We start from the raw sequence: 15,648 nt of genomic DNA, 5'->3' as shown, positions 1-15,648 counted from the left end.
ACGCTCTTTCCCGACTCTAAAACCACAGGTTGAAACCTGTGGCTATGATGTGGATCACGGCCACGCCGTTTGGGTTGGAAAGCAGAACCGTATCGAAATCCCTACCCATTCGTTGTAAAAGGCCCTGAACAAAATCACAGAAGGTTAAACCATATTGAATAATCCAGTGTCATAGACACGCTAACACATCATAGCCCCACAATTTATTGTGGGGATACAAAATGCTAAACAAACCCACAGAGTGCCGTAGGCACGATCCACGTGACCGGGGATTTCCTGGCTAAAGATCATGTTGTAATCCCAGACCTGACAGGGTTTGAATCTTGGTATAATTCATACCAAGCACGTGTTCCATACCTACGGTATTCTGCATTTCGTTAGCCTCACCTACCACAGGTTGAAACCTGTGGCTATGATGTTGGGCATGGCTACGCCATTGGGTGTGGATCGTAATCAATTTCGAATTATTACAGTCGTCTTATCCCAATCATTTTTAACTTTGAAAAATCATCCATAAAAAAAGTAAGATATATATTACACAACCCAGTGTCGCAAACACGATAACACAATATAGCTCCACAATTTATTTTGGGGATACAAAACACAGTCCCTTCATACCCAGTGCCAGATGCACTGCACAACTGATTCCCCTATCAAATACGGAATTTTTGTCATGCAACAAATATGGGTCTCGCTTTACGGGAAGCTCTCTGTCCATTTTTTAAACTCTAAATTTCATCACCCAATAGAGTAAATAAGTATTCAGAAATTCAACCATATCCATCCAGAATTTACAAGACATAAAAAAAACCCGCACCGAGTAATCGGAGCGGGTTTAGCAATTAAGCTTGAATAGATTAGTTTAGTTGTACCCTTCGTTCTGCGTCATTGCCGAATTGGCTCTGATCTCATTTTCCGGAATGGGCAGTGCTAACCGATAATCACCATAGTTTATGGTTTCACCTCTGGCCGAACTTCCGTCGCCCGGTACGATATCTTGTTCGGTTCGCATCAGGTCATACAGACGATGCCCTTCCATGGCCAGCTCCAGTCGACGTTCTAAAAGAACATCGTCCACTGTTGCAGCCGTGTATGGGGAACCATTTTCATAACGCTCATCAGCAAGCATATTCAATGCTTCTGTAGCCGTCATTTCGCCTGGCTCTCCATTTGCAAGAGCTTCTGCATAGTTCAGAACAACTTCTGCAAAACGAATCACTCGAACATTATCTGAACCAAGTTCGTCTGAATATTTGCTCACCATTCTATGGGTATCTCCATCAGAAGAGTAAAGGTCAAGTCTTACATCATCAGCAGCATGCGAACTGATCAGATCGTCACTCGCTTCAACATCACCATAATTTGTATCTCTATATATGCGGGAGATATTATCTGTTCCTAAACGGTCAGTATTGGTAAATGCGAGTTCAAAAAGTGAATTTGGTCCGCTGCCGGATTCCCAGTCAGCAACCAGATCTTCAGCAGATGTAATCTCGGAACCGCTGTTATTGATGATATCTTCAGCGATTTCCACAACCAGGTCATCTTGCCCCGTGTAGAGATAAAAACGGGTTTGAAGTGCCCGAACCGCCCAGTAGTTCATCTCAACCACATCAACTCTGCTTGGATCAATCAAATCAACGGCTGTTTCGAGATCGTCTTCGATATTAGCCAGCACGTTAGCAATCGCTTCACGTTCGGGCAGGAGATAATCTCCATCTGCTTCAGCTGCCGTTCTGTACTCTACTGAGTACGGCACACCATCGGCAGGGTCGCCGGCGTCAACATACTGCTGACCAAATGCCTGCAGCAAATTGAAATGTGAGAATGCCCGCAGTGCATAAGCCTGTCCTTTAAAGTGATCCACATCTGCATCAGATTCCAAATCACTTTGAATGGCCATATTTGCTCCGGCGATCGCCTCATAAAAGACATCCCAGACACCTAACGCATATCCGCTGTTTGTAGTGAAGTTGAATTGATCCTGCCCTACAAATCTACCAGAGTTGGCGTTAGACCATGCGTTATCCGACATCACATCTCCGGATACGTAAAAATCACGTCCGTAGAGTTCAACCCTGTTCAGGTCGTCATATACACCGTAAACTACGGCTTCCAGATCTGATACGCTCTCAACAGCTGTTTCTGTTGGAACGTTTTGATCCACAGAAGGCGACAAAAAGTCGTCACACCCTGTGAATACACCTGCTGCGATGAGCAGTGCTAATATATATTTACTTAGTTTTCTCATTGTTTAATCTCTTTTAGAAATTTGCTTTTAATCCAAAGGTCAATGATCTCATTGGCTGAGCATTCAAGTCGGTAAATCCGTCTGCTTTCTGCTCCGGATCCCATTTCAGATCGTCATCAAAGGCGTAGGTCCATAGATTTCTCCCGTTAAAGAAGAGTGTAGCCGATGATAGACCAACTTGCTCAATAAGCTGAGTTGGAATATTGTACCCAATATTCAGAGACTTCAGCCTTATGTGATCACCGTCATATAAAAATCGTGACGACGCGGCATTTGCCTGATTTGTTGAGAAAAGTACCGGACGTGGATTATCTGCAATGTCACCCGGTTCTTCCCAGTAGTCAGCTGCTGTTCCGTATTGGCCAAAGGCAGCATTAAATCCGCCGTTTCCGTCTGACCTCATATAATTAGCCCAGTTATCAAACACTTTGTATCCTAGTGCAAAGCTCATATTGGCCTGTACATAGAAGTTTTTCACATCTACGCGAGTGTTTATACCACCGTAAGTCGTTGGCTGAGCATTGGCTCCCTGGTAATAGGTATCCGCCTGATTGTAACTATTGGTAGTTGTGCGGCCACCTTCGCCGTCATCCATATACCATAGCGGATCACCGTTATCGGGATCAACGCCGGCCCATTCTCTCATGTACCACGCATTCACTTCATAGCCTTCAACAGCTGTGTATCGTGTTGCGGAAGTAATTTCGATTGGGTCACCGTTTTGATCACGGGGTAACTCTGTAATCTCATTTTCCACCAAAGTTAAATTACCGCCAAGATTCCATCCGAAATCCTGAGTACGGACAATATCGGCACTCAGTTCAAACTCAAATCCTTGATTGTAAAGTTCTCCAACGTTCTGGACCTGTGAATTATGGCCGGATACGCGCGAGAGTGGAACATTAAACAGAAGGTCGTAGCTATCTTTTCTAAAGAAGTTTACACCACCTTCCAGCATCTCAAATGCTTCAAAGTCGACGGATACGTCAAACGAATTCGCTTTTTCCCATGTCAGGTTAGGATTACCAAACTGAGTTGGCTGAATATTCGGCTGATCGTTATATCCGCCAAATCCTACCAGTGTCTGGTAGTTATTTAAACCAATACTTGCATTACCTGTCTGACCGTATGAGGTTCGAACTCTTAGAAAATCGAGCCCCTCAATATCTGCGAAGAAATCCTCTTCCGTAAGGATGTATCCTACACCTAATGACCAGAATGTACCCCATCGGTTATCTTCACCAAAACGGGTATTTCCTTCGTGACGAACACTACCGTCAACAATCACCTTATCGTCATATCGGTAGTTTACCAAACCGATGAACGACTGTACAGCCCAGTCGGTTGTGCTGGATCCTACAAACTGGGGAGATGCCGTTGTATTCAGGTTGTATAGATTTGCAGCAGCAATCCCTTCACCATAGGCTTCCAGAAAGTTATTCTTGTTCTTCTGGCTTTCAGAAATGAATCGGAAATCAAAGAGATTTTGCTCATTTGCCTGATAAATATAATTCAGACTGTTTCTCCAAACATAGTTGAAGTTACGGGTGTTGATGTCATCAACCGCACCTCTTACATCTTCACCGTCTCCGTAGAACGGATTATCATAATATTTCTCTTCCGTTAACAGATAATCCAGAGAGAGGTTTGATGAGAATGCCAGATTATCGGTGATCTCAAAATCCAGATTGGTATTGTTGATCACGCGAATATTACGTTTTCTATCGATATCTGTATCCTGAACATACACAGGGTTGAAAATATTCGAGGATAAACCCAGATTTGGAGAACCGTCTTCATTGTATGCGTTATCAGTCGGCAACATGAAGTATTCAGCCAATACAGGGCTTCCAAAGTAACCGGCACCTTCAAGAATTCCATCCTGTTCAACAAATGAACCGGAGAAGTTATTTGAGAAGGTTAACCGTTCATCAAATTGATGCGTTAGATTTAACTTACCGGATAGTCTTTCCAAACCGGAGCCAATAGCCTGACCCTCCTGTTCAAAAAAGCTGGCAGAGGTATAAAAAGTCGTTCGGTCATTACCACCTTGCGCAGCCAATTGGTACTCTTGCTGTATGGCATTGTCATTTCTAACAACATCACCCCAATCCGTACTTGTCTCACCATCCCAACCGCTTGGGAATAGAAGTGCATCAACTGATGCTCTATCGGAAGGAGCACCTAAAGACTCAAGGTAATTTCCTGCTGAGTCGTAAAACAACTGATCCCATTCATTGGCATTCAAAGTACCCGGCCCGTCTACGGCACGGTTATTCACACCTCTCTGCATAGAGAGAGAGTATTGAACATCGCCGGAACTACCGCTTTTGGTTTCAATAACAATAACACCGTTAGATCCTCTGGCTCCATAAAGAGCGGTAGAAGAAGCATCTTTTAGTACGGTCACTGACTCTATATCATTAGCACTAATGCTTGATAGCACATCCAGTGAACTTGTAGCCGTTGATTGTGCATTACTCCCACTTTGAACAGGTACACCGTCAATTACATACAAAGGTGCTGAGCTGGCGTTAATGGAACTGATTCCTCGAATTCTCGCCTGCTGTACTGCACCCGGGGTACCGGTTGAAGGTGAAATATTAACACCGGCAATATTTCCGCTTAATGCTTCATTAATGGATGAAACAGGTGCATTTTCAAATGATTCTGAACTCACCTGAGATACAGAGCCTGTAAAGTTCCGGTCAGAAAAATTTCCGTAACCTGTTACCACAACTTCATCCAGTCCGGCTGAATCCATGCTCATTTCCAGATCATAGACATTCTCGCCTTCTGAGATTTCAATGGTTTCTGTTACAGTAGTATAACCAACGTATGAAAACCGCACCTCGTAGGTACCGGTTGGAATGTTGTCGATCATATACATTCCTTCAATATCCGTTGGAGCTCCGCGCTCGAGATCCACGATCATTACGGTTGCACCTACAAGCGTTTCACCTGTAGACTCGTCAGTAACGGTACCCGTAAGGGTTCCTGTCTGTGCATGTGCCAGTCCGGCAAATCCGGAAATAGCAACAAGCAGCAACAGGCTCGTTAATGACTGAAGTATCTTCTGAATCATAACTTACCTCATATGATATTTTGATTAGTGCAGAACAGAATCGATGAATGATTAGAGTGAACGATTTGATCACAAATGTTCTGCATTTTGGTTGATTTATATAGATGATTTTTTCCTCCTTATAGCGGAGTGTTTTAATGCTAAAGGGGTATCATTTGATAGATAGATTGATGTAATAATTACAGTTTACAGAACATCAACCTCGAGGCAAGTATAGTTTTCGGTCAACCCTATGTCAAATATAATTCAACTTTTAAGTCCTAAAGAAATATTCAATTCAAACTTGTAAAAGTGTATTAAACAACTACTCAAATATTTGAATTGCAGACAGATAGCTTTTTGAAACGTTCACTTATTTTAAATTTTTACCTGATTTGTTTCACAATCTTTAATGTGAATAAAAGAGAGTAAAAACGAAGTCACAAAAGTTTCTGTGGATAAAACAGAATCACTTTGCTTAACTCCGGATCTATATAGACTCATCCTAATAATTAACTTTTATTTACAGACATTTTACTGCTGTATTAATATGTTACGTCCTGATTTATTGGTAATTTAGCACACAACTATTCAGCAAGGAGCTGGCCAATTCATTATCACAACTCTTACTTTTATATATCTACGATCGAGCATCACTATGAGCATTAAATCTTTCTTCATTTGCGCTGCGGCTTTTCTTTTTATCATTTCCTGCAATAACAACACCACACAAGTTCTGCTTCAAGATGAAACGGATACTCATCTCCAGGCACGGGAAACTTCCGTGTCTTTGCTGATTATTGAACCCGAACCCCTCTACAACTATTTCCCCGATCACGTTTATGGTGCCCTGCGTCCCACTGAAAAAATGATTTTTGATAACGATTTACTTCAACTGTTTCGCCAGCAAACCCAATCTCCGGTAGTTGGCAAAAAAGTAAGTGAAGACCTGGTTCCGGATCAGCTCGAAAGCCGAAGATTTGAACTGGAAGCTGGCCCCATAAATTTAATCAGTCCAAAACAGGGTACAGACTTATCAACATCTAATATTAATTCCAGATTTACAGTGATTCTGGATAAGTATCACTTTTCCTCTTATCAGGTTGAGACGGGTGGAGGATCTTACGCCGGCCATGAAGGAGATCCACAAAACAGGATCAGATTAGACACTGCATACATTATTTGGGATAATGAGCAGAAAAGAGAGATCGGCTGGGGCATGGTGAATGCCAGCCATATTTTATATGGTGATGATGCAACCACCAGTTATCAAAATGTTATCAAATCCGCTTTTCAAAAAATTATTAAAGTAAGTCCATTTATAAAAAGTGATAGTGTTTAAAACCGGATCGGCTTAGCACCATTAAAAATGATGACAGTTCTCTGAATTTTAAAAGCCGGCTTTAGCATTGAATTAAGAAATATCTGCCGGAACCTTCACTGGCAACTTGTGGTAACTCCACAACCATACGAACCAAAGTTTCTTATTTCAGCTTCATTCATCCAGGCGAAACGCCGTCAGCTGTAGTAATCAAAACTCCTTTCAGTCTACTTACAGCCCAGTTGCTATAAAGTATGCGTCCGCACTTCTTCAAATTTCAATTGCTTTAGATAAAAACGTATAAAAAAAGGCTGCACTCAAATGAATGAGTACAGCCTATAGAATTATTCCTTTGTTACGGAATCAGGTCAATCCTGAATAAAGATTCTGGATGACTTGTAGTTTTCAGCAACTTCAACGCCATCTCCACCATCAAGATTGAGAATCAATTGAACTTCTTCTCCGTCAGGTACACTGTCGGCAATCAATTCAATGACGATATCAACCGTGCTGGTTCCGGCCTCTAAAGTAATGGGTGATGGTGTAGACACATTGTAATGTGTACCTGCCACCGCATCACCTTCAGTACTGAAAGAGACTGCTAAGTCGCTGTCACGTTGTTCTCCAATTAATTGGATCTCAATAGACGTTGAACCGTCATCGTCACTCACTTCCCTTTCATCGGGGAAGAAAGCGACCTGTGCCGGTCCGTCATAGGTCTTTTTCGTATCGCCTTCATCGAACAAGTCGTTCATATCACAACTCGCGAATAGAAGCGGCAAAAGTGCGATTATTAATAGTTTTACTTTCATAGGATAAAAAGATTTAGAAATTATCTTTGATGATTATGAGAATTTAGTATCCCGGATTTTCAACAAGAAGCTCATTGACATTACGGAGTCCTGAACCAAGCTGAGGCAAAATTCGATAATTTTCCGCCCTCATTTTAATGGACCCGTCTGGATTCCGGATATCTCTTTGCAGTCTCTTCAGGTCATAAAATCTGTGACCTTCAAGAGCAAGCTCTCTCATTCTCTCATCAAGAATGAAATCTTCAAATGCAGTCATGTCAGTCAATGCAGTAGCCGGTACAGTTCCACCATTTCTGGCGTCCAGCAGATCTTGCAGTGGAGCAACTCCGGCTGCCGGGCTATCTACATCCTTAGCAGCAGCTTCGGCCCAGATCAGGTACATTTCTGCAAGTCTCATAAATGGAAGGTCATCTACATGATTTCCTTTATCTCCATTAAATTTAACCAGTGAAAAACCATTGTCATTAACAGCATCACAACCGGTTGGTTGGTTTAAAGCTATTCTCTGAGCTTCAACACAATCTCTGTACCAGCCAAGTCGGTAGTCACCCGCTTCATACTTATCAATTAAGAATTGAGTAGGGAGCTGTGCCAGGAAGCCGGTAGATGTATAGGTACCGGGTCCGTCGTTATTCCAATCGCCATTCTCTGTAGATGGATCTACCACCACTTTAAATAGGGCTTCCGGATGACCGCCGGTGTTTTCGTTAAACATTTCGGCAACACCGTCATCAGTATTTTCGAGAGATCTGCCGCTATTTGTGATTGCATTCTGAGCAGAAGTGACAGCGTCACCCCAGTTACCGGCATAAAGATGAACTCTTGCCAGCATACCATCTACAAATGCTTCGGTAGCATAACGGTTATCTGAATTAATACCCGATAGCAAAGCTTTTGCATCCGTTAAATCAGTGATAATCTGATTATAAACTTCAGTTACCGAGCTTCTTGGGCGAAGGTCAGCATCAGTTACGTCAAGTACCGGTTCTGTTCTGACGATTACACCTTCTTCCCATGGATCTTCGATTTCACCCTGGCTAAAATTACCCGGATCATATCCGAAAACTTTTACCAGATTGTGCATAGCAAATGCCCGAAGTGCTAATGCCTCACCTCGATACCTATCGTAGGTAGCGGCCGGTAGTACATCGGGTTCTACAGCTCCAATCATAAGATTGGCATCCTGTATCACTTCATAATGTGCATTCCAACTGGCAATGTGTGCCGTACCTACATTTTGAACCGCCTGGTTCAATGCTTGGTAACGGGTAGAACCGGGACGGTTACGGGTTTCGTCCGTAAACGCACTGGGTCCAACAAAGTACTCAGTTTGGTAGGCAAAACTACCGTGAATTTTTCCATACATCGAGGCTCGCAGTCCTTCAACTCCATCAGCAGTTGTTAAGACCTGTTCACCTGATACGGATGTAGATGGCTCTACATTCTCCAGCATATCGTTACAACCCGTATAAGCAAAAAGTAGGGCTATAACTGCAGTAAACTTAATTAGATTACTTAATTTCATAGTGTTCTTCAATTTTTTAATTAAAACCGAATTTCAATTCCAGCATTTACCTGACGCTCGGTCGGATAGGAAGCTGAGGTTGAGTTGTTGTAAATATCTGTCGGGCTAAAAGCTACCTCAGGATCATACCATGGCCATGCCGTCCAAGTCAACAGGTTTACGGCAGAAGCGTAAACTCTCACGTTGTTCAAACCAATCTCTTGCGTGAGATTTGCAGGGATCTGGTAGCTGAGTGATACGTTTTTCAATCGAATATAACTTGCGTTATACATTGACTGTGTACTCAGCTGTGTTCGGTAGTTTGCCGTACCGGGGAAATCGGTTCCTGCTAACATAGCACGTGGGTAGTATGTTATGTCACCGGGTTGTTTCCATCGGTCTTCAACCTCTGTTGTCATGTTCATCAGGAAGTCCGGAGTACGTGTAAAGTAGTAGTCCGTACCGGCAAATGCCCACTGACCAAAACTGAACTGGAAGAATGCATTCAGCGTCAAACCCTTGTAGGAAAGTGTGTTTCCAAAACCACCAACCGTGTTCGCTACACCGTCTTTGTATTCAATGGCGTCATCAGCCTGAACCGGGTTGTATGTGATGTTTCCATCAGCATCATACCACATCGGACGTCCGTCGGCAGGGTTTACACCGGCCCAACGAGGTGTCTGAATCAAACCAATTGGTTTTCCTTCTTGCAGGGAATCAAATGTATTGTCTTCCCGGATAGGTGTACCATCAGGCAGTTCCAGAATTTCATTATCAACAACTGCAATATTGAATCTTGAAGTCCAGCTAAAGTTGTTAGTAGAAACATTTACTGTACTTATTTCAAACTCAATACCGGAGTTTCTGACTTTACCTATGTTTTCGGTAATGGAACCATAACCACTATCGCTCGGAAGTGGCCTACCGAAGAGAAGGTTTTCATTATCTTTCTGGTACCAGTCAAGAGAACCAAAAATTCTTCCTTCAAACAGTTCGTAATCCAAACCTATGTTAAGTTCTCTGGCTTCTTCCCAGCTCAAATTCACGTTTGCAAGCTGAGTAGGTCTGAGGCCGGTATTTCCATTATAGGAACCTGCCGCAGAATAGAGTCCTCTGGATGCAAAGTTACCGATGTTTGAGTTACCGGTTACACCATAACCTGCTCTCAACTTCAACTCATCCACAAATCCAACTTCAAAGAAATCCTCTTCAGAGATTCTCCATGAACCGGATACAGAAGGGAAGAAACCCCATCGTTTCTCATTACCAAAGCGAGAGTGACCGTCGTAACGGGCAACTACGTTCAAGTAGTACTTCTCATCGTAGTTATACTTCGCGTTTGCAAAATAGCTTCCCCGTCTCCATTCAGTTTTAATACCTGAGGCATTTGTCGGAGTAGCCGTTGCACTCAGTACTTTAAAGAATGGGCCCGGAAGTCCTTCACCGGTGGTCAACATACTTTCTGAGAAATCTCGTCTGTACTCAATACCTACAAGACCCGATACATTATGAACTCCATCAAATGTTTGTCGCATGTTTGCTACCAAACTTGTATTGAAGTTTCGCACATTTCGGTTGGCAAAGCTTACCCAGCCACCCTGGCCCGGAGCTGCAATAGCCGATCTCCACTGCTCATCTTCTGTATTTCTGTAGTCCATAGCAGCTAAACCGTTAAAGTTCAGCCAGTCTGTAGCCAAGTATACTACGTTCAAGTTTGAAAGAATCTGAGTTACAGAAACATTTCTTTCTACTTCGTTTTCTTGAACTGCCGGGTTGTTTGGAAGACCAAAACGAGTACCGGGGTTATATTCACCACTTGCAGAATATGGGAAACTCATCGGTGCCTCAAACATCGCCTGTGATGGAGGACAGTTAATAAAGTTACCATCCTGACATACACCAAACTGTGTACTTCTGGAAACGTTTGTACCCACGGATGTGCGGAAACGATCATTAATTTGATGATCAAGATTGGTTCTCAAATTCAAACGTGAGAAGTCACTCTTAAATGCCGTTCCCTCGGTATCTTCAAAACCACCGGAAACACGGAATGTAGTTTCTTCGTTACCACCTGAAACTGATAAATTGTAACGCTGAGTTACACCTTCATCAAAAATAAAATCCTGCCAGTCTGTATCACCCAAATTGGTTGACACTCCGGTAGATTGTAGTGCATCACTTATTGATTGCCCACTATTTCTTGCAGTAAGATAAGCAGATCTGTCTTCGTCAGTCCAATCTGGTGAGAAAAAGAAATCCAGAAGAGAATTCCTTCTATTTTCTCTGTATGCATCAAAGTCAGGCAGTGCACCTGGAAATGCATACTCCAATCCTTCGGCTAAATAGTCTACATATTGATCTGGTGTAATATAATCTACGTTACGAGCCAGTGAACGAACCCCGGTTTCAGCACGTGCAGTAACTTGAGTAGAACCGGCACGACCTTTTTTGGTAGTGATAATTACAACACCGGCAGCTGCTTCAGCACCATAGATAGCTGCAGAAGATGCATCTTTCAGTACCTCAATAGACTCAATATCATCCGGGTTAATTGTGTTTAATGGTGATGTACTGGTCAAACCTGATTGCTGGGCAAACGAGATCTGAACTCCATCAACAATATAAAGAGGTTCAGTAGCCGCGTTTACAGATCCGTTACCACGAATGTTTACACGGAATGCACCCCCGGGGTTACCGGATGTTGATGTAACATTAACACCGGCCGCTCTACCCTGAAGTAGGGATTCGGGGTTCTGCAGTGTAACATCCTGGATATCCTGTGAACGTACACTAGAGATAGAACCGGAAATTTCACGCTTTGTTTGAACCGCGTAACCGGAAACTACCAGTTCATCCAGGCCAATCGCTCCCACTTCCATTGCTATATCGAGAGTGGTTGTTTGTCCTGCATTCACCTGAACGGTTTCTCTATAGGTTCGGTAACCTACAAATGTAGCAGTAATATTATACGTGCCCGCCGGGATATTTTCGATTTCGAATTCACCGTTAATATCACTGGCTGCACCTCGTTCTAGTTCAACGACCAATACACTAGCACCGGGAAGAGATTCCCCAGATTCGGCATCAGTCACTGTTCCTGAGATCGTCCCTGACTGAGCAAGGGCGAGCTGCGAGGAAAGTAAAACCATAATGGATACGGTTAGTAACTTTTTTAACATACGTAACCTCAGTTATTTGATGTTTTAATTAATGGTCAGATTATCAGCCAAACACTCTAAATCAGAGTGAACAACTATTAGTTTTAGAGCGATTGAGCCAAGTAGATCTGTTCACTGTTTTTACAGTTGATGGAATCTAATCGAAGAATTTACAATATCAAAATTTTGTTAATCTTTTTTTAACATGGCAATAAACTTATAATTCCCTTTAAAAGATATATTTAAAGCACTTACAGACTTTACAGTTCTTATTCCCTTAATTATATTTTATTTAATCTTGTAAACAGAGCGTCGCCTTACTCTTTGATTGTTAATCTGTGTAAATGAAGTGAAATCATTAAAATTTTTGGACTTAGTGAACTACAGCCATTGATAGCCAAACAAAATCAAATACAGTCCGGTTGATATGTTCCGGTTTAAGAAGTGCCCCTTGTTTTCAATTGTCACCAGAATATTCACCTCTATAAATATTGGTTAAGAATCACATAAACCATCTGCCTGATTAATGGTTGGGACCATTCATGTTTTAGTTTTACCCATCTCATGGAATCCAGTGTCGTAGTCACGATAACACATCTTAGCCCCACAATTCATTGTGGGGGTTGAATGGCCACCCTAATTCTCAAGTGCCGTAGGCACGGCTTAAATAATGCAAATTGGTTGTTTTTAAAACAGGAATACAACCTTCCTGTATGTCATGCCTACGGCATTCTGAATTGTCTAACCATTTCCCAATCCACAGGTTGAAACCTGTGGCTAAGATGTTTGGTCATGGCTACGCCATTTGGGTTGTGCATGGTAATTCGAATTTCATAGATAATTTAAATTTATGAAGAATGGTAAAAGCATGACTTAACAAACTATCCGAGGTGTTGCATCTATATTTTTAAGCATTATGCTATTTTAAACCCAGTGTCGTAGACACGATAACACATCCTAGCCCCACAATTCATTGTGGGGATTTGAATGAGCACCCTAATTCTCAAGTGCCGTAGGCACGGTGCACATGGCCGGTATCTTCCAAACCCGAGATTATTTATAAATCCCAGACCTGACAGGTTTTTGAAACCCGTCAGGTCTTAAATGAATTAACCCCAAACAAGTGTCTCATGCCTACGGCATTCTAAATATATTTTTCATTTCAAAGACCACAGGTTAAAACCTGTGGCTAAGATGTATAGCCATGGCTACGCCATTTGGGTTTTGCATGGTAATTCAAATTGCCTATATAATTTAAAATTATGAAGAATGGTAAAAGCATGACTCAACATACTTCCCGATGTATTGAATCTATACTTTTAAGCAAAATGCTGTTTTAAACCCAGTGTCGTAGACACGGTAACACATCCTAGCCCCACAATTCATTGTGGGGGTTGAATGGCCACCCCGATTGTTCAGTGCCGTAGGCACGGCTTAAATAATGCAAATTGATTGTTTTAAAGACAGGAATACATCCTTCCTGTATGTCATGCCTACGGCATTCTGAATTGTCTAACCATTTCCCAATCCACAGGTTAAAACCTGTGGCTAAGACGTAGGCCATGGCTACGCCATTTGGGTTGTGCATGGTAATTCAAATTGCCTATATGATTTAAAATTATGAAGAATGGTAAAAGCATGACTCAACATACTTCCCGATGTATTGAATCTATACTTTTAAGCAAAATGCTGTTTTAAACCCAGTGTCGTAGACACGGTAACACATCCTAGCCCCACAATTCATTGTGGGGGTTGAATGGCACCCTAAGTATTCAGTGCCGTAGACACGGTGCACATGGCCGGTATATTTAAAACCCGAGATTGTTAATAAACTTCAGACCTGACAGGTTTTTGAAACCTGTCAGGTCTTAAACCTCATTTTAATTGATTTGAAAAACGAACCCATTCATAAACAAAAAAAAGCCGCCCCGAAATGAATCGGAACGGCTTTTCAATTTAATTACCTTAAACAGAACCCGTTAGGTTTTAAAAACCTAACATGCCTGAAATAAAGGTTTATCCCTTAATCTACATCCCACCAGATTCTGGTATTAGGCGAATCAGGTCCCTGAGCCTGCACAGCAGCTTCGTAGTTTTCCTGATTCAATGTGTTTTCAGAAGATGGGTATGTAAATCTGACCGGAATTTGTGGATCAGTTCCTACACCAAACTGATTAGGTGTAAGTTCTGGTTGACCAAGTCGTCTCCACTCAGCCCAACCTTCGTATCCATGCGGAAAGAGGGCAATCCACTTCTGAGTGCCTATCTGTACGTCCCAGTCGTCTGTTCCATAAGCAACTTCAGTTTGAGCAATGTAGTCTGCAAAATTTGTATCATCATACACGCCCCACTGTTCCCACGATGCTTCAATACCATCGTAGTAGTAGTCTGCTGCTGCTCCTGTAATCCATCCACGCTCTACAGCTTCTGCCATTGCAAAGTGCATTTCTGCCACTGTAATGATAGGAAGCGGCGCGCTTTGATCTCCTACTCCGGGGCCACCCGCACCGATTGCAGATCCCGGGAAGGAGATTTCCGCATTTTCTAATTCTCCTGCGTCTTCAAGGAACGGCATTCCTCGAATCTCATCGAATGTTACCACACCATCATCATTTGAATAATTCGGTGCAGGATTCGCATAGACGAGGATCCGGTCATCTTCCAGTCCCTTCATGTAATCTGCAATTGTTTCACTGATTGCATAGTCTGTTCGGGTCTGAAATCTTGAATACCATGGATTTTCATCATCTGCGTTAGATTGATATGGATATAAAACATCACTGTTTATCAATCCATCATCAACTGCATCCGCAAATTCAGCGGCGGGGTCAACACTTACATCACCGCCAACATCTGCAATTCGCAGTGCAGCTCTGGCTCTCAAGCTATTCGCAAATAGAACCCACTGTTCCATATCACCGCTAAAAAGAATATCACCACTTACTCCGGCTTCAGATAATTCAATCTGATCAGCCGCTTCTTTCAGTTCAGTAATGATGGCTTCGTAAATGTCTTCCTGGGAATCGTAGGCAGGTGAAAAATCTTCTTCCCCCTGCAACGCTTCACTGTAAGGAATCATCCCCCATCGATCGGTCATCATCTGATAAAAATAAGCCTTCAGAATACGAGCAACAGCAATTTGGTTTGCATTGCTACCTAATGCTGATGCTTGATCTCGAGTTTCCTCATCTGTATTGAGGTCTATGATGGTCTGCAAATTTTGTATTGGGTCTGTGTACCAAAAATAAAAACTTGCATTCGTAGTTCGATACTCTTGTGCATCGGTATACTGTGTTTCAGCTATGTACTGAACATAAAGAGTACCGTTCACAGCACCAATCACATCACTCATATTTCGTTGTGAATCTGTCAGCAATTGATCAGGGCTCACTTGAGAAGGATTATTTGGATCATCATTTAAATCTCCAAAATCATCACAACTCATAAAAGATACCCCAATTAGGGTCACCAACATTAAGCGTTTGATCGGTTTCATAAAATTTACTTTTAAATTATTCATAATTCTTTCCCCGTCAGA

8 protein-coding genes are annotated in these 15,648 nt (G+C 42.3%); 2 read left to right on the top strand and 6 right to left on the bottom strand.

Features of this window, described 5'->3' with window-relative positions; translation table 11 throughout:
• Positions 1 to 316: 316 nt before the first annotated feature.
• Positions 317 to 517: a hypothetical protein gene (locus CWD77_RS15495; protein ID WP_133120240.1), complete on the top strand. Its 201-nt coding sequence runs from the start codon at positions 317 to 319 to the stop codon at positions 515 to 517.
• Between the two features lie 345 nt (positions 518 to 862).
• Here the strand turns inward: CWD77_RS15495 and CWD77_RS13495 are convergent, their stop codons facing one another.
• Both CWD77_RS13495 and CWD77_RS13490 read right to left on the bottom strand, forming a co-directional pair.
• A complete protein-coding gene (locus CWD77_RS13495) occupies positions 863 to 2,251 on the bottom strand; it encodes a RagB/SusD family nutrient uptake outer membrane protein (protein ID WP_101074113.1) in 1,389 nt (462 codons plus the stop codon).
• Positions 2,252 to 2,264: 13 nt separating this feature from the next.
• A complete protein-coding gene (locus tag CWD77_RS13490; protein WP_101074112.1) occupies positions 2,265 to 5,336 on the bottom strand; it encodes a SusC/RagA family TonB-linked outer membrane protein in 3,072 nt (1,023 codons plus the stop codon).
• Between the two features lie 637 nt (positions 5,337 to 5,973).
• Between CWD77_RS13490 and CWD77_RS13485 the strand changes: the two genes are divergently transcribed.
• Positions 5,974 to 6,657, top strand: coding sequence for a hypothetical protein (locus CWD77_RS13485; RefSeq protein ID WP_101074111.1), 684 nt, complete (start codon positions 5,974 to 5,976; stop codon positions 6,655 to 6,657).
• 347 nt (positions 6,658 to 7,004) lie between these two features.
• On the opposite strand, the gene CWD77_RS13480 is transcribed toward CWD77_RS13485, so the two are convergent.
• The 4 genes from CWD77_RS13480 to CWD77_RS13460 form a co-directional block, all read right to left on the bottom strand.
• Positions 7,005 to 7,448, bottom strand: coding sequence for a Calx-beta domain-containing protein (locus tag CWD77_RS13480; protein WP_101074110.1), 444 nt, complete (start codon positions 7,446 to 7,448; stop codon positions 7,005 to 7,007).
• A 43-nt stretch (positions 7,449 to 7,491) separates the two neighbouring features.
• Entirely contained in the window at positions 7,492 to 8,973 is a 1,482-nt protein-coding gene (locus CWD77_RS13475) for a RagB/SusD family nutrient uptake outer membrane protein (RefSeq protein WP_101074109.1), read from the bottom strand.
• A 20-nt stretch (positions 8,974 to 8,993) separates the two neighbouring features.
• Positions 8,994 to 12,131 (bottom strand): SusC/RagA family TonB-linked outer membrane protein, encoded by a 3,138-nt coding sequence (locus tag CWD77_RS13470; RefSeq protein ID WP_101074108.1) that lies wholly within the window; start codon positions 12,129 to 12,131, stop codon positions 8,994 to 8,996.
• Positions 12,132 to 14,133: 2,002 nt separating this feature from the next.
• The gene (locus CWD77_RS13460) at positions 14,134 to 15,630 is read right to left on the bottom strand and encodes a SusD/RagB family nutrient-binding outer membrane lipoprotein (RefSeq protein WP_101074106.1); all 1,497 of its coding nucleotides are present in this window, start codon (positions 15,628 to 15,630) and stop codon (positions 14,134 to 14,136) included.
• Positions 15,631 to 15,648: the final 18 nt, after the last annotated feature.

The sequence above is a fragment of the Rhodohalobacter barkolensis genome, assembly GCF_002834295.1.
Classification (GTDB): Bacteria; Bacteroidota; Rhodothermia; order Balneolales; family Balneolaceae; genus Rhodohalobacter; species Rhodohalobacter barkolensis.
The sequence above is the reverse complement of the archived record's forward strand: the minus strand, read 5'-3'. Positions and strand labels throughout refer to the sequence as shown.